Consider the following 15,046-nt stretch of genomic DNA (forward strand, 5'->3'; position numbering starts at 1 on the left):
CACTTTTTCCTTCCGTCTTCATGTGTTCATTCATCATTCCATCCTTTACACACATCAATCCATTGTGAATAACCGGAGTGTTTTTCTAATTGTTTGATTGTTAGTTCAATAGCACTGTTACTGCTCCCGCAGGCTGGATAGACTGTCTCAAAACGTTTGAGTGACCTATCTAAATAAACAGTAACGCCATTCTTTATAGCAAAAGGACATACTCCGCCAATTTCATGACCGACCAAGTCAACGACCTCATGAGGAGGCAGCATTTTCGCTTTTGTTTTAAAATATTCCTTGAATTTTTTGTTATCAACCTTTGCATCGCCAGAGGTCACAACTAAAATAGCTTGTCCATTTACTAGAAAGGAGAGTGTTTTTGCGATTCTTTCAGGTTCGCAGCCCAATGCAGAAGCAGCCAAGTCTACGGTTGCGCTAGATACTGAAAATTCCTGAATTCGAGTATCCATCTCATATTGTTTAAAATAATCTTTTACTTTCTTGATTGACATGATGATTTCTCCTTTTTATTCGTATTGATTTGAAGTTTGCTCGACTTTATTTTTTAAACGATATTGATGTGGTGTTAGGTGATACTTTTTCTTAAATAAACGAATGAAATGCTCTATATTTTGATAACCAACGGCTCCCGAAATATGATCCACTTGTAAATTACTACCGGTTAGCATTTCGCAGGCTTTTTCCAATCTTATTTCTTGTCGAATCTCACGAAATGATTTGCCGAGTTTACGAGCTATATATTTTGACAGATAAGATTGTGAAAGGTTAAATTTCTCTGCCATCTTCTGGAGTGTTATATGCTCACAACATTGCTGAATATATTGAAGCATTTGAATCATACGTATATCACTATATGGTTTGACCTGAATGACGTTCATATGACTTGGTTTGAATCTTAATAAGAGACATAATAATATCTCAAACAAATTATTCATAATCAACTGGTAACTAGGAAATCGATTGTGATTTTCTATAAATAGTTGAAGAGAGCAGTCTAGCAAATTTTTATCCAAGTGACTATGGAAAATAAGAATATGTTTATTTTCTTTTATATACAATGCATTCAAAAAGAACTCTGAAATGACATGATTGCCTTTTAACATTTTAAAAAACACTTTTTGAAAAGTACTTTTACGGATCATGATTTGGATTGCGATTGTATTCTCCATTACAATTGGCTTGTGTATTGTGTCAGGTGGAATAAAGGCAATATCTCCTGATTTTAAAACGATTTTTTTATCTTCCACTTCTACATACATCTCATTTTCCAGAACATAGATCATCTCAAAGAAATCATGGATAGCCGACAATTGAGGCATAAAACGGCTATACTTTCTCACTTCGATATCTTTCTCCTGACCTAACCACATGGTATCCTCTTTTTCAAATTCGTTCTGCCCTCTTAGCAAAAATTCTTCTATATATATTTGCTTTTGCATGAAATTGTTTTGATCATAATCCTTCAAAAATAATTGCAATGATTCATTGTCATGCTTTTTCTGCTGGTATTGTTGATAAAAGATTTCTTGCTCGTTATATTCTCTTAAATATTGCATCGCTTCATGTTTTTCAAGTTTATCTGTTTCCATTACATCCAAACCTCTAGTCTATTTACTGCAACCACCAGGGCCTTTACTGTTGCTTCTATAATATCTTTATCGATTCCAGCACCCCAATGCATTTTTCCTTGATATGAAATACCAATCTGTGCACAGGCTTTTGCTTGAGAATCCTTGCCCAAAGAATTCTGTTCATAGACTTCCAAATCATACTCGAGATGAAAATGTGCTTTTAACGCATTACTGATTGCATCTAAACTTCCAGTGCCAGTTCCTTGTATGTCTATTTGTTGATGATCTCTCAGCAAAGTTAAGGTGACTTCTTGCTTCTCTCCTTTATGAAATTGATAATCAAGCAGCTGGAAATGAGGGTGAAAATCAACATACTGCTTTTCAAAAACATGATATATTTCTTCGACAGACAATTCTCTATTTGTCTGATCAGATACTTTCTTCGCTGCATATCCCATGGCTTCATTCATTTGATAAGGAAGTTGAATGCCATAATTTGTTTCTAATATATAGCCTATGCCGCCTTTTCCAGACTGGCTATTGATTCGAATCACATCCGTTTGATAATTTCTTCCCAAGTCAACTGGATCTACTGGGATATACGGAACGTCCCATTTATCAACATGATGTTCCTTTCTATATTTCATCCCTTTAGATATCGCATCTTGATGTGAACCAGAGAATGCGGTGAAAACCATCTCCCCAGAATAGGGCTGCCGCTCATGAACAGTGATTTTTGTTAGTTTTTCATATTTTTTACGAATCGCTTCTAGGTTATTGAAATTCAATTTTGGATCATAGCCTTGTGAATACATATTCATCGCCAAGGTAATCAAGTCTACGTTCCCTGTACGTTCACCGATACCAAATAATGTCCCTTCGACTCTTTCGGCACCAGCTAGCACACCAAATTCTGCATCACTCACCCCAGACCCGCGGTCATTATGAGGGTGAACAGACAATGTCACACTGTCTCGGTAAGACAGATTTTTGTGTATATACTCAATCTGACTTGCAAAGATATGAGGCATTGAATATTCAACTGTTGTCGGAATATTTATGATCGCTTTGTGATGTGGTGCCGGTTTCCAAATATCTAAAACACTATTACAAATATCTAACGCGTAATCCACTTCTGTTCCTGGAAAGCTTTCAGGACTATATTGAAAATAAATATCACTTTCTGTTTTTTCGGCAAGTTCTTTTACTAAAATAGCGCCATCAATGGCAATTTGTTTAATTTCATCTTTTGTTTTCTTAAATACTTGTCTGCGCTGCGCTTCTGACGTCGAATTATATAAATGAACAATCGCTTTCGGTACCCCCTTAATGGCTTCGAAGGTTCGGCGGATAATATGCTCTCTCGCTTGCGTGATCACCATAATCGTGACATCGTCAGGAATCATATGACGATCAATCAGTGTCCGTAATAGCTTAAACTCCGTATCATTAGCAGCTGGAAATGCGATTTCAATTTCTTTAAAACCGATCTCTACTAGTAACTGAAACATATCCAATTTTTCTTCTAAGTTCATAGGAATAGGTAATGCTTGATTTCCATCCCGTAAGTCCACACTGCACCATATCGGAGCACGTTCTAATGTTTCTTTCTTCACCCAATCATAAGTAAGGTTCGGTGGCAGAAAGTATTTCTTTTCGTATTTTTTGTGGTTAAACATCATCGATTCCTCCTGTAAATGGAAATAAAAAAAGCCTATCATCTCCAAGATTGAACTTGGAGACGAAAGACTTCTTCTTACGCGGTACCACCCCTGTTTCATGATAACTTTACATTATCATGCCCTTATTCGGATACAGATTGTTTGATCTGATATCCTTCCCGTATAACGGCGGGGTGCCGACCTTAACTACATCAATCTTTTTCATTTCACTAAGGCTACTCTAAGGTGAGTTCCCTACCTTTTTGTTATTGCTTCTCATCAACCAGCAACTTTCTGAAAACGTTTCGGCAAGTACTATTCCTTATCATCGCATTCTAATTTTTCTGATTTTTTCTATTATACCAAGATTACAAAAAAGAGATAGTGGTAGGGATATCTTTTTTAATTGATTTTTTTTGTCCTATGGGTGTCTTGTCTTCATTTTTAATTTTATTTTACTTCTGTTTTAATGGTAGAATAACTAGCGTTTTTTGCTAGAGTTTGAAGCGGTAATTTATCTTTCAGATGTTAATGGTCCTTGAATCGTTTTCTCATGTTCTTGATAGGACAACCGAGCACATCTTTACCTTACGAGTTTAGTATAACGGAAATCATTTTTAAGAAACTTGACTTTTTGTGCTATGGAAATTGAATGAATATTTTGTGGAAGGTTATTTAAAAATAGCACAAATGATCAAAAAATAAGAGGAGGGAAGTAATAAAATAAAAGGTAGAGGAGGGAGAAACAATGGATTACTATAAGAGAATACAGCTTTCGATTGAATTTATTGAGGAGAATCTTCAAAACAATATAAGTATAAAAGATATTTCCTCGAAATCCTGCTTTTCAGCGTTTCATTTTCAACGACTGTTTCAAGCCATTACAGGTTTTTCTGTGCAAGAGTATATCAGAAATAGAAGGCTCTCTGAAGCTGCTAGGTTACTGAAAGAAACAAATCAAAATATTTTACACATAGCGATTGCTTTCCAGTATGGTTCTCAAGAAGCGTTTACTCGTGCTTTTTTACAATTCTTTGGGGTGACACCAGCTAGGTTTAGAAAAGAGGAAATGGTGTTAAAGCAACAAAACAAAATGGATTTTTTAGCATACCAATCTATGTTAGACAGTGAATTCAATATGAATAAACCTGTCATGACTCAATTAAGCAATTTTTATATCATTGGTTACGAGTATCAAACGAACCTTCAAAGTGAGGAATATTTCACGGACATTCCTTTGTTTTATATGGATTTTGGAAAAAAGGAGTATTATCAACAGATTCCAAAGAAAAAAGCACCTCATATGGCTTATGGTGTATCTACTTCTTTTCATGATGATGGCCGTTTTTCGTTTGTGGTAGGGGAGGAAGTGGAGGAATCCGATATAGATTTAAATGAAGGGTTTGTAAAAATAGTGATTCCTGAGGGGAGATATGCAGAATTTAAAGTGAGTGGCTCTCATGAAATGGTGCAAAACACTAGAAGATATATCTATGGTAGCTGGCTCCCAAATTCTAATTATGAAAGAACGAGTGGACCAGATTTTGAAATAACAGATGTCTTACATTCGAATGGCCCGAACGATATCAAAATGAAAATCTATATTCCTATCGAGGAATAAGGGGGATTAAGAGATGAAAATAGAAAGTCTTTTTGGTACTTTTCCTGTAGTTGCGTCAAAGAATCTATTGTTAAAAAGGGTGGAAGAGCGTCATTTGCCAGAGTTATTTTCAATTTACGACAATGACACAGTCTTTCAGTATTGTGGGATCATTCCCAAACATAATCTCCAAACGGTAAAAAAAATGATTGGACATTTTGAACGAGATTATACGAAGAAAAGCAGAGTGAAATGGGGAATCTTTCAAAAGGATAATCCTCATACGCTAGTTGGTATCATCGAAACAATGGACATCAATCAAAAAGTGAATGCGGTGACGATTGGTTATTTCTTTGCAGAGGAACATTGGGGAAAAGGCATTGCAACAGAAGCTGTCTCTACACTAGTGAAATTTCTGTTTGAAGAGATTGATATCAATAGAATTCAAGCGGAAGTCATGCCAGCAAATGAGGTATCAAAAAAAGTCCTATTGAAAAATGGTTTTATCAAAGAAGGACTGCTTAGACAAGCTGTTTTATGGTCTGGCAAAGGAGTTGTTGATGTAGAAATATACAGCATGCTGAAAGAGGATTACATGAGTGAATAAGCTTGATAACATGATGCTGATATAGCGTTTAAGATATCAGCTTTTTATGATCTCATTTTTCTTTTATCGGAACCCTTTTAGAAAATAATAAAGCGAACACTGAGCTCGCTCATTATGGTTAATTCAATTCGTTGGAAAATCGAATTTGTCTATCTTTTAGTTCATCATAGAATGTGAAGTGTTGCAACTTCAATTCTTCACAGACTTTTTTGATCATCCATTTGCCCCGTTCTTCAATCCTAATATTGACTTTATGTAGGTACTCACTTAATTCTTGTTCATTTTGAGGTTTTAATTGATTGTAATTTCCGATCCCTGCAAAATGACCTTCCCAAAATTCACTCACTGTCCATTCCTCATCATCGTTCACATAAGGTTGAAGGAAATATCGTTCGACGAACTGTTTCCAACAGCCTAATGGTTGAAAGAATTCAAATAGTGAATACATCGTAACATCCCAATAATCTTGAGAAAATAAATAGCGGCCTGAATTCATCCAATGTGGTAATACAGTGAAATTCCCAATGCTGTGAGTGGAAGTAGCGAATTTTTTGAACTCCTCCATTCTGTCAGCAATCCAATCGATTTTATTGAAATCATTAGAAGTTAATTTTGCATATTGCTTTGTAAGGGATTTATCTATTAATATTCCGACTTTTCAAATTCCTCAACGGAATACGATGATTTCAAAATACTATGGTTAAAAGTTGTGATAAATGAATTCATTGTTTCTCCACGGATCACTTTACCTGTACCCCATAGAGCATTATAAATGCGAAAAGGTTCTTATCGCAATCAGCTTTACTACCGGTTTTCCCTGTATTGTTAGAGATTCCAACTTCTTTTAGTTTGCCAATCTTATACTCTAACATAAGTCTGATAGGGGACGTGTTTTCTGATATCGGCTCTTTGATATAACTTTGTTTAAAATCCCATTCCCAAGGCTTGATTTCAAGTTCTTCACACTTTTCAAATCAGCCTTCTATCCATGTGTTCCCCTTCAATTCTTTCCTCCTCTTTTCATTATCTATTGAACACTTTTTTCATTCTTAATCTTCTCCACAACACCACCGCAATAACAAGCAAAATGACACATTGAATCGAAAGCAAAAGCATTTGCATTCCCACAGACGTTTGCCCATTTGTGGTTTGATCCACAATATTATGAACGGCATGCCATAAGATCACCCATTGCAGGCTGTTCGTGAGTGCGACGATTTCGGCTGCGACGAATCCAAATAAGAAGGCGAATAGGATTTGTGCGACGGTTAAGGTGAGGCTTTTTCCGCTTAGTAGATTCGCAGCATGACCAAGGCCGAATAGTACGGCGGAGCCCCATATGGCAGTGCTCAAGTTGATTTGTTTTAAATATTGGAACAGAATGCCGCGAAAAATTCCTTCTTCAAAAAGACCGACACACACCATGAAGAAACAAAGTGCTAGAAAGGAAGAAACAGTTAAATCCTTGTTGAATCCAGCAATAAACGGAATGGCCTCGATGATAAGGATCGGAAATATCCACATACCGAGAGAGCTTTTTCGAAAACCTATTTCTTTCAAGTGAAAACGACTTTTTTGAATAATGAATAGAAGTAAAAGACACCCAGCTAGCATGGCACAGCCATTGGTGAGATAGATGGTCATCGGGTCGGTTACTTCTTTGATGGATAAATAGACACCTGCACTTGTTGGGATGATTAAAGAAAAGAGCAGTAGAAGTACTGATTTTCGAATGATTGTGATTGGTTTCATGTGTTGATTCCTCCTCTAACGTCAGAGTAGTGGAATCATGCAGAAGTCACAATGAAATCTTCCTAACATGTCAATTTTTAGCCCTAAGATGCACATTAAGATGTTGTTCGTTTCTTTCGCTGCTGTAAAAGATCGTTGATTTCCTCAGCGGTTGCTTGATCTTTTTTATACAATAGGTACTTGATCACAAAGAATAAAGCCATGACCACAAGGAAATTCACGATAAACGAAAGGGGGCTGATTTCACCGCTGACGATGATGATGGTGGTCATAATCATACACATCACAAGGACGATATATAGAATTTGTTGAAAAAGAATCCGTTTATGGCTGTACGTTTGTTTTGGATATAGCAAGAAGGTCAGGGCGCTTGAAAAAAAGGAACTGAACATGATGGCTTGTAAAATATAGATAGGCATTGTTCCAAACGTGAAACAGTAAATCAATACGAGTGCAGTAAAGATCATACAAAATGTGATCAAAAGATTTGTGATATAACGTTTCATCCTGTTCACTTCCTTCGTAACCCAAGTTTCTCTTTTAATGCTTGGATATAAAAACGTGAAATCATTACTTTTTCTTTATTTGTAAGGCTTGCTTCAAAACGGCCACTCGTTTTAGGAGAAATAGCGGCAATAGAATCTATATTCAGAATCATCGATTTTGAAATCCTGACATAATCATGCGCTTCAAGCCGTTCTTCAAGTTCAAATAACTTTTCCTTTAAGAGAAACACTCCATCTGACGTATACAAGAACGATCTTTTATCAACGCTTTCTATATATAAAATGTCGTGATAATAGACCTTTTTCACTCTTTCTTTCGTGGGTTCTTGTGCTAAGAAATAGGGGGCTGACTGCTCCACTTGCTGGACAAGTTTTTCAATCGCCGGATTCAGCTCATAAATGTGAAAAGAAACATACTCTGATTGCGGCTTTTGGATGAAATGAATATCCGTTTTCATTTGTTTCTCCTCTGTTTAATAGGATTTTTCGTAATCTCTCTTCAAAATTGAATACATATACACATCATCGAATCCCTTCTGACCCAATTCATACTCTCTTAATAAACCCTCTTGTACAAAATCTATCTTCTCCAATAATTGAACAGAAGACGTATTTGCTGGATCAATGATCGCTTCAATCCGATTCAAGTTCATCTCCTGAAATCCATACCGCAACACCGCAGTAATCGCTTCATTCATGATGCCTTTTCTCCAATGATCATGGTGTAATTCATAGCCAATTTCCGTACGGCGGTGCTGTTTTTCTAGATTGAGAAATCCGCAGCTGCCGATGATGGTGGGGTTGTTTTTTAAAGAAATGCCCCAGCGGATGCCTGTTTGTTCTTTGAAGATATTGTCATACCACTTGATTTCTCCTTTTGTGTCTTCGATGGTTTCATGTGCATCAATGCCCATATAGCGGCACACGGTTTCATTGGATAAATAGATGTGCATATCCTCAGCATCTGTGATCGTTGCTTGTTTTAAGATCAGTCTTTCGGTATGTATCGTTGGAAATGATTGTGGAAAAGTAATTTTGTTCATGCATTTATCCCCCTTATGATGTCTTTTGTTCTGTACATGCCTTACAATAAAAAACCCCTTCATTCCTCAGCCAAGCCTTCACCTCTGTCATTCCTTTTCTCTTTGGATAGACCAGCTTAACGTACACTTCTTCGTTACCTTCTATCTTCTTTTGGCAGCTAGCACAAGCAGGTTCTTCAAATAGAAACAATCAATATCCTCCTTTTTGTAGATATTTCTTCCATTATATCAAAAGTTCAATACGATCTTTGCGGCCTATTCTTCACTTTCTCTATTTTTGTCCGACATATGCTAAGTAAAAGAAATTTCCGTTTGTTGAAACCGTTTGTGAGAAAGTGTGCTCTAACAGGTGTAGGAGGTGTGAATGAGATGAAGCAAGTGCGTCTAATTAAAAAAGCACAAAAAGGGAATGTCCCGGCATTTGAGACATTAATGCTGATGTATCAAGAGCGTTTATATAAAACGGCTTTTCTCTACACAAGAAATAAGGAGGATTCGTTAGATGCTGTTCAGGAGACGGTCATTAAAGCATTTAAACATTTATCTGGATTAAAAGAACCGGCTTATTTTTCTACATGGCTGACTAGGATCTTGATTCATACGATTTTTGCGATGAAGAAGAAGCAGCAAGATGTTGTTCCGTTTGAACAGCATCATGAAAGCGTTGAGCAACATGATTTTTTGGAAGACAAGCTCGATTTAAAAAATGCACTAGATGTGTTAGATGAGCAATATCAGCTCGTGATTCAGCTATTTTATTTTCAAGATTATTCGATTTCAATGATTTCTGAACAGATGGGTGTGCCTGAAGGAACGGTTAAAACTCATTTGTATCGAGCAAGAAAGTTATTAAAGCAAACATTGGAGAAGGAGGAGAGTGTCGATGGAACAAAAAGAAATGAAAAAGCTTTATGAAGAGATTGAAGTACCAAAAGTTGAATTGACCTCTGCAATTCGTCAAGCAATGGGAGATGTGAAAACGGAAAAGAAAAGACGTTGGTTCACATGGAATTGGAGAACGCCAATATATTCAGTTATCGCCCTTGTTGTCCTTTACTTTTCATCAGGCTTCATTTTTCCTTCTCTTAATACAGCGATGGCTCGAGTGCCGTTTGTTGGACAGTTATATATGATGTTTCACGATAAAGTAGGAATGTCTCTTTTTCAGAGTGAGTTGGTGAAGCATGTCAATGAGGGAGCTGAATCAAGAGGGGTTACTGTGAAAGTGAACAGTGTGTATTATGATGCCGGGCGGCTTGTTTATACGTTTACTGTGGAGAATTTGAATACAAAGGAAGATTCTGTACCATTCATAGTCAACAACTTCGATCATATAAATGACACTTTCCAACCGAGTTACGACAATCAGGGATTGAAAAAAATGAAAGATGGCCGCTATGTTGGGCAGACGGAAGTCTATACAAATGGACAAACGATCAAACAAGGTCAGCAAGTACCGCTTGTTATTTCGAAGATTGGGGATATTGTAGGGAATTGGCGCTTCAAGTTACCTGTGGTCAAGCAAAAAACCACTTTATTAGCGGGACAAAAAGACGTGTCTATTTTAAATGGACGTTATCAAATAAGAAATGTAAAGGTAGAAAATGGAGTGAATGGCTCTGCAATTCAATATGCCATTGATTACAATGGTTTTGCCAAAGATGATAAAGTCAGTATAGATGGAATGAAGGATAATTTAGGGAATGAGTATGAGCTTGAGATTGGAACCGTTTTAAGAAAAAAACAAATGTCTTCTGACAAAACTAGAAAAGATCATTTAACGATTTTGAATCAGCCGATCAATCCAAAGGCGACTGAATTGACATTTGACACATATGTGAATATCGAACGGGAAGAAAGCAAAATCATTCCTCTTCAGACAAAGCTGCCTGTTCAGTTCAAAACAAAACACCATGGCATCGGAATCAAAATCAATAAGATAGAGCAAAAAGACCGTTCTGTGATTGTTGATTATCAATTTACTGGAATAGATCAAAAAGAATTAGATCAGGATGTGATGGAGAATATAGGTGAATTCATTGGATTAGGCGATGTTGAAAAGATGAAATCATGGCCCGATCCACAAGCAGACTATGAAAGCGGGTATTACTTGAAAGGGAACCATGCGAAGATAACGAATTTAAAGACAGCTTCCATGCAATCCACCTTTGAATTTAATGATAAGGAGTTAGATGCTTTATCATTAAACCATTTTTCATTTAAAGAATATGGGCTTTATCTTGATTTATCAGAACTGAATATGTTGGCACCACAAAAAGAAATAACGGTAACCATTCCAGTCAAAAAAGAAACATCAAAAGCTAATCGATAAATAAATGAGCGAACATGATTACACATGTTCGCTTTTTATCTGTTGATGTGCCAGTCGATTGCGATTGAACGAGTACCGAATCAACATCAACGCAACAAAACTGGCTAGCCCGCCGATCCAACTTAAATTCGTTACATTTGTATATTGAATAATCAGACCACCCATTGATGATCCGAGCATCATGCCGATATTCATAATCGCTGTATTAAAGCTCAGCACGGTTTCAGATGTTTCGGGTTTTAGGGAGATGAGATAAAATTGCTTCGCTGGTGTTGTTGTCCATGTGGCGGTGCCCCAAATGGCGAGCGTGATGAAGACGCCAACTATCGAAAATTGTGTAAAGGATAATGCAAAGAGCATGAGCATCTGAACCGTGATGCTGATTGAAATGGTTCGGTTTGGTCCCCATTGATCGACAGCGTATCCACCAAAGCGCGAGCCAATAAAAGCGGAGATGCCTAAGACAAGCAAGGCAATGCTTGTCAGTTCAAGCGTAAATCCGGATGTTTGCCGCAATAATGGCGAAATGTAAGCAAATACCATCGTGTAACCTAAAATCCAAAAGGCTGTCGTGGCTAAGCCGCTTAACACCCTACGGTCTTGAAGAATTTGCATTTGCTGTTTGAATGGCACATGGGAATGGCCCTCCATAGGCGGTAATAATCGATACAGAAGAAACAAGAGACAAGCGGTCCCTATTGCAATGATGAGAAAAATGGCATGCCAATCTACATATCCTGCTAAAAATGTTCCAATCGGTACACCGAGTACTAGTGAAACTGTAAATCCAGTGATCACCGTTGCCATTGCACTCCCCTTTTTTTCTGGCGGGGCGAGCTGCGCTGCATAATTTGTTGCGAGCACAATATATAAGCCGCCACTCATGGCCATGATGACCCGTGAGAGCATGAGCAGCATAAAGTGATGGCTAAAAAAGGCGAGCACATTCCCCGCTATAAACATGGAAATCGCCGATAAAAGAACCTTTTTTCGATTCAATTTCGATGTGGCCATGACTAAAAAAAGGGCACCCACGGCATAAAAAAGAGAATAGATGGTGATGAGCTGTCCCGCAACCGGGATGGAGATGCGCAGATCGTCAGAAATGATGTCCAGTATGCCTGATACGACGAATTCTGAAGTGCCTGTGACGAAAGAACCGACGGCTAAAAGAAATATGAGCAATGGATAAGATGTACTTTTCATTTTGAACCCTTCCTTTATGTTGAAACGTTGTATTCATTTTAAATTCCGTGCTAACATAAGTAAAATTGATGTTTTTCATGAAAGGGATGAGTGAATACTCATGAGCTTTGTTCGATTCGAGACGATGGCTAAGGTGGTCGAGCTAGGCAGTTTTACTGCTGCAGCTGAAGCGTTAAATATGACACAGTCTGCCGTGAGTCATGCGGTGGCAAGTTTAGAGACGGAGTGGGGCGTGTCTTTATTCGTGCGTGACCGAAAAAAGGGCATTACGCTGACAGATACCGGTGAAACCCTTCTTCCGCATATAAGAGAAGTGCTAAATCGAGTAGAGAAAATTCAACAGGAGATTGCGCTCACCAAAAATATTGAGTCTGGCTTGATTCGAATTGGAACTTTTGCCAGTGCATCCGCTTGTTTATTGCCAAAGCTACTTGTGAGCTATCAGAAAAAGCACCCAAAGATTGAATTTAAATTCTATGAGGGGACATATGAAGAAATATTGGAGTGGCTCGATTCTGGCATTATTGATGTTGGGTTTGTTGTAAAAGGTAAAGCGGATAAAGCGTTTGATCTATTGCCACTTATGAAAGATAAAATGGTGGTTGCCTATCACGAAAATCATCGTTTTGAGCAGCAGCCAATTGTAGATATGGAAGAATTAGCGGACGAACCGTTTATTATGCCAACTGGCATGTATCAGTCCCATGTAGAGGATATTTTTTCAGAGGCGCAAATCAAGCCGTCTATTTTATTTGAAGTGCATGATTGTACGACCATTGCCCGCATGGTTGGGGAAGGACTTGGTGTGACGATAGGTCCTGAGTTATTCCTAAAAACGCAGCAACTTGTACAGATCAGTCATTTGAATGTATCGCATCATCGTGAGGTGGCGCTTGCCTGTCCATCGCTCACGCAAGCTTCTCCTGCTGTGAAGGCATTTTTCGATGTAGCAGGAACGGTTTTTGCCAGAATTCAGTGATGGGTGTATAAAGAACTAGATGTGATTTTCCAAATTCGTGTAATAAGACGAATGAAGCGGACATTTCTTTGAAAAATGTTCGCTTTTTGTATTGTGTTTTAAAAATGAAGTTGGTACAATAGACACAGAAATCAAATAGATAGAAGTCGTATAATGGCGGGGATATGGCCCGCAAGTTTCTACCAAGCTACCGTAAATGGCTTGACTACGTCAATTCACACTCGTTTGATATAAATCATGCATTGTTCTTGTTTGATGTCACGGTCTGAATTCACATTGTAGTCAAGCGTCCCAAAAACTGTTGGGGCGTTTTTTATTTGACTTGTGAATGGGACAGACTAAAGCAAAAGGACATGAAGGGAGTCAGTTGGCTTTGAAACAGTTTTTTCAGTTTGATGAGTTAGGTACGAATTATCGCAGAGAAATCATCGGCGGTTTAACGACATTTTTGTCGATGGCTTACATCTTGTTTGTCAATCCGATCACACTTGCTTTAGTAGCAGTACCGGATTTTCCAGATAAATTACGAATTGATCAGGGGGCTGTCTTTACAGCTACAGCGTTAGCTTCTGCGGCAGGTTGTTTCCTGATGGGATTGATCGCCAGGTACCCGATTGCAATTGCACCAGGTATGGGACTGAATGCGTTCTTCGCTTTCTCAGTTGTTCTTGGTATGGGAATCTCCTGGCAGGCAGCACTTTCCGGTGTGTTTGTTTCAGGATTGATTTTCGTTGCTCTTTCTTTAACAGGTTTTCGTGAAAAAATCATTAATGCCATTCCGTCTGAGCTGAAGCTGGCGGTTGGTGCAGGGATTGGTTTGTTCATTACATTTGTGGGTCTTCAAGGCTCCGGTATTATTGCAAATAACGATAATACGCTCGTTTCGATTGGAAATATTCATAGTGGTCCTGTTCTGTTAACGGTATTTGGGATCATTGTGACTGTCATTTTAATGGTTCTTCGTGTGAATGCAGGTGTCTTCATTGGGATGCTTGTGACAGCTATTGCTGGAATGATCCTTGGTCTTGTGCCAGTTCCATCTCAAATTGTAGATAGCATTCCAAGCTTGTCTCCAACTTTTGGTCAAGCCTTGATTCACTTGCCAGACATCTTCTCCATTCAAATGCTTGTGGTCATTTTAACGTTCCTATTCGTTGGATTCTTTGATACAGCTGGTACACTCGTGGCTGTGGCAACGCAGGCTGGTTTAATGAAAAATAATGAGCTGCCGCGTGCAGGAAAAGCGCTTTTGGCGGATTCTTCTTCTATCGTCGTCGGTTCTGTTCTTGGAACATCAACGACGACGTCTTATGTTGAATCTAGTTCAGGTGTTGCTGCGGGTGCCCGTTCTGGTTTTGCAGCTGTCGTGACAGGTATTTTCTTCTTACTTGCGATGTTCTTCTCGCCGCTTTTATCTGTCGTGACACCGAATGTAACAGCACCTGCTTTAATCATTGTCGGTGCACTGATGGTAGCACCTCTTGCAAAGATCGCATGGGATCGTTTTGAAATTGCGGTACCGGCTTTCTTAACCATGATTATGATGCCACTGACATATAGTATTGCGACAGGGATTGCAATTGGTTTCATTTTCTATCCGATCACCATGATCTTTAAAGGAAAAGCAAAAGAAGTGCATCCAATTATGTACGGACTGTTTGTCATCTTTATTCTATATTTTGCTTTCTTAAATCATTAATGGTTTATCTGAAACAGCAGCTCATGGAGGCTGCTGTTTTTTGTAGGGAAATTTTAAAACCATAGTTGACTTATAGGA

General features: G+C 38.2%; 16 protein-coding genes, 1 riboswitch and 1 other annotated feature. Of the genes, 6 read left to right on the forward strand and 10 right to left on the reverse strand.

The window, feature by feature from the left end; all coding sequences use genetic code 11:
* Positions 1-26: 26 nt before the first annotated feature.
* Genes MHI41_RS03140 through MHI41_RS03150 form a run of 3 tightly spaced genes read right to left on the reverse strand, consistent with a single transcriptional unit; the run spans position 27 to position 3,262 of the window.
* The gene (locus MHI41_RS03140) at positions 27-503 is read right to left on the reverse strand and encodes a YbaK/EbsC family protein (protein WP_272511925.1); all 477 of its coding nucleotides are present in this window, start codon (positions 501-503) and stop codon (positions 27-29) included.
* 15 nt (positions 504-518) lie between these two features.
* Positions 519-1,601, reverse strand: a complete 1,083-nt coding sequence (locus MHI41_RS03145; RefSeq protein WP_342494538.1) for an AraC family transcriptional regulator — start codon at positions 1,599-1,601, stop codon at positions 519-521.
* Positions 1,601-3,262: a 2-isopropylmalate synthase gene (locus MHI41_RS03150; protein ID WP_255234216.1), complete on the reverse strand. Its 1,662-nt coding sequence runs from the start codon at positions 3,260-3,262 to the stop codon at positions 1,601-1,603. Before MHI41_RS03150 ends, MHI41_RS03145 begins: the two co-directional genes overlap by 1 nt.
* 55 nt (positions 3,263-3,317) lie before the next feature.
* Positions 3,318-3,582 (reverse strand) — a binding site (T-box leader).
* A gap of 410 nt (positions 3,583-3,992) precedes the next feature.
* On the opposite strand from MHI41_RS03150, the gene MHI41_RS03155 reads away from it, so the two are divergent.
* Both MHI41_RS03155 and MHI41_RS03160 read left to right on the forward strand, forming a co-directional pair.
* Positions 3,993-4,865: an AraC family transcriptional regulator gene (locus tag MHI41_RS03155; protein ID WP_019743771.1), complete on the forward strand. Its 873-nt coding sequence runs from the start codon at positions 3,993-3,995 to the stop codon at positions 4,863-4,865.
* A gap of 13 nt (positions 4,866-4,878) precedes the next feature.
* Positions 4,879-5,451, forward strand: a complete 573-nt coding sequence (locus tag MHI41_RS03160) for a GNAT family protein (protein WP_008344332.1) — start codon at positions 4,879-4,881, stop codon at positions 5,449-5,451.
* 118 nt (positions 5,452-5,569) lie between these two features.
* Here MHI41_RS03160 and MHI41_RS03165 read toward each other — a convergent pair whose 3' ends face one another.
* The 6 genes from MHI41_RS03165 to MHI41_RS03190 form a co-directional block, all read right to left on the reverse strand.
* Positions 5,570-6,016 (reverse strand): hypothetical protein, encoded by a 447-nt coding sequence (locus MHI41_RS03165; RefSeq protein WP_342494539.1) that lies wholly within the window; start codon positions 6,014-6,016, stop codon positions 5,570-5,572.
* Between the two features lie 458 nt (positions 6,017-6,474).
* Entirely contained in the window at positions 6,475-7,203 is a 729-nt protein-coding gene (locus tag MHI41_RS03170) for a CPBP family intramembrane glutamic endopeptidase (RefSeq protein ID WP_342494540.1), read from the reverse strand.
* Positions 7,204-7,298: 95 nt separating this feature from the next.
* Positions 7,299-7,709, reverse strand: a complete 411-nt coding sequence (locus tag MHI41_RS03175) for a hypothetical protein (protein WP_046526935.1) — start codon at positions 7,707-7,709, stop codon at positions 7,299-7,301.
* A gap of 5 nt (positions 7,710-7,714) precedes the next feature.
* Complete coding sequence (locus tag MHI41_RS03180; RefSeq protein WP_047946426.1) at positions 7,715-8,167, reverse strand: LytTR family DNA-binding domain-containing protein; 453 nt, start codon at positions 8,165-8,167, stop codon at positions 7,715-7,717.
* 15 nt (positions 8,168-8,182) lie between these two features.
* Positions 8,183-8,752, reverse strand: a complete 570-nt coding sequence (locus MHI41_RS03185) for a GNAT family protein (RefSeq protein WP_342494541.1) — start codon at positions 8,750-8,752, stop codon at positions 8,183-8,185.
* A gap of 13 nt (positions 8,753-8,765) precedes the next feature.
* On the reverse strand, positions 8,766-8,942 hold the full coding sequence (locus MHI41_RS03190) for a hypothetical protein (RefSeq protein ID WP_019743763.1): 177 nt from the start codon (positions 8,940-8,942) through the stop codon (positions 8,766-8,768).
* A 179-nt stretch (positions 8,943-9,121) separates the two neighbouring features.
* On the opposite strand from MHI41_RS03190, the gene MHI41_RS03195 reads away from it, so the two are divergent.
* A complete protein-coding gene (locus MHI41_RS03195) occupies positions 9,122-9,667 on the forward strand; it encodes a sigma-70 family RNA polymerase sigma factor (protein ID WP_342494542.1) in 546 nt (181 codons plus the stop codon).
* Positions 9,636-11,084 carry a DUF4179 domain-containing protein gene (locus MHI41_RS03200; RefSeq protein ID WP_342494543.1) on the forward strand — a complete coding sequence of 483 codons (1,449 nt, stop codon included), beginning with the start codon at positions 9,636-9,638 and terminating at the stop codon, positions 11,082-11,084. The genes MHI41_RS03195 and MHI41_RS03200 overlap by 32 nt, the downstream gene beginning before the upstream one ends.
* A gap of 18 nt (positions 11,085-11,102) precedes the next feature.
* Here the strand turns inward: MHI41_RS03200 and MHI41_RS03205 are convergent, their stop codons facing one another.
* Positions 11,103-12,290: an MFS transporter gene (locus tag MHI41_RS03205; protein WP_342494544.1), complete on the reverse strand. Its 1,188-nt coding sequence runs from the start codon at positions 12,288-12,290 to the stop codon at positions 11,103-11,105.
* A 100-nt stretch (positions 12,291-12,390) separates the two neighbouring features.
* On the opposite strand from MHI41_RS03205, the gene MHI41_RS03210 reads away from it, so the two are divergent.
* On the forward strand, positions 12,391-13,269 hold the full coding sequence (locus MHI41_RS03210; RefSeq protein WP_243824951.1) for a LysR family transcriptional regulator: 879 nt from the start codon (positions 12,391-12,393) through the stop codon (positions 13,267-13,269).
* A 126-nt stretch (positions 13,270-13,395) separates the two neighbouring features.
* A riboswitch (purine riboswitch) is annotated at positions 13,396-13,497 on the forward strand.
* Positions 13,498-13,642: 145 nt separating this feature from the next.
* Positions 13,643-14,968, forward strand: a complete 1,326-nt coding sequence (locus MHI41_RS03215; protein WP_046527002.1) for an NCS2 family permease — start codon at positions 13,643-13,645, stop codon at positions 14,966-14,968.
* Positions 14,969-15,046: the final 78 nt, after the last annotated feature.

Origin of the sequence: Bacillus sp. FSL M7-0307 (genome assembly GCF_038627835.1) — a bacterium.
GTDB lineage: Bacteria > Bacillota > Bacilli > Bacillales > Bacillaceae > Bacillus > Bacillus altitudinis.

Excerpts from the sequence above, each read along its gene's own strand:
- MHI41_RS03140 (WP_272511925.1), bottom strand. The coding sequence starts at position 503 with ATGTCAATCAAGAAAGTAAAAGATTATTTTAAACAATATGAGATGGAT.
- MHI41_RS03210 (WP_243824951.1), top strand. The coding sequence starts at position 12,391 with ATGAGCTTTGTTCGATTCGAGACGATGGCTAAGGTGGTCGAGCTAGGC.
- MHI41_RS03155 (WP_019743771.1), top strand. The coding sequence starts at position 3,993 with ATGGATTACTATAAGAGAATACAGCTTTCGATTGAATTTATTGAGGAG.
- MHI41_RS03165 (WP_342494539.1), bottom strand. The coding sequence starts at position 6,016 with ATGGAGGAGTTCAAAAAATTCGCTACTTCCACTCACAGCATTGGGAAT.
- MHI41_RS03150 (WP_255234216.1), bottom strand. The coding sequence starts at position 3,262 with ATGTTTAACCACAAAAAATACGAAAAGAAATACTTTCTGCCACCGAAC.
- MHI41_RS03205 (WP_342494544.1), bottom strand. The coding sequence starts at position 12,290 with ATGAAAAGTACATCTTATCCATTGCTCATATTTCTTTTAGCCGTCGGT.
- MHI41_RS03180 (WP_047946426.1), bottom strand. The coding sequence starts at position 8,167 with ATGAAAACGGATATTCATTTCATCCAAAAGCCGCAATCAGAGTATGTT.
- MHI41_RS03170 (WP_342494540.1), bottom strand. The coding sequence starts at position 7,203 with ATGAAACCAATCACAATCATTCGAAAATCAGTACTTCTACTGCTCTTT.
- MHI41_RS03175 (WP_046526935.1), bottom strand. The coding sequence starts at position 7,709 with ATGAAACGTTATATCACAAATCTTTTGATCACATTTTGTATGATCTTT.
- MHI41_RS03160 (WP_008344332.1), top strand. The coding sequence starts at position 4,879 with ATGAAAATAGAAAGTCTTTTTGGTACTTTTCCTGTAGTTGCGTCAAAG.
- MHI41_RS03200 (WP_342494543.1), top strand. The coding sequence starts at position 9,636 with ATGGAACAAAAAGAAATGAAAAAGCTTTATGAAGAGATTGAAGTACCA.
- MHI41_RS03145 (WP_342494538.1), bottom strand. The coding sequence starts at position 1,601 with ATGGAAACAGATAAACTTGAAAAACATGAAGCGATGCAATATTTAAGA.
- MHI41_RS03195 (WP_342494542.1), top strand. The coding sequence starts at position 9,122 with ATGAAGCAAGTGCGTCTAATTAAAAAAGCACAAAAAGGGAATGTCCCG.
- MHI41_RS03185 (WP_342494541.1), bottom strand. The coding sequence starts at position 8,752 with ATGAACAAAATTACTTTTCCACAATCATTTCCAACGATACATACCGAA.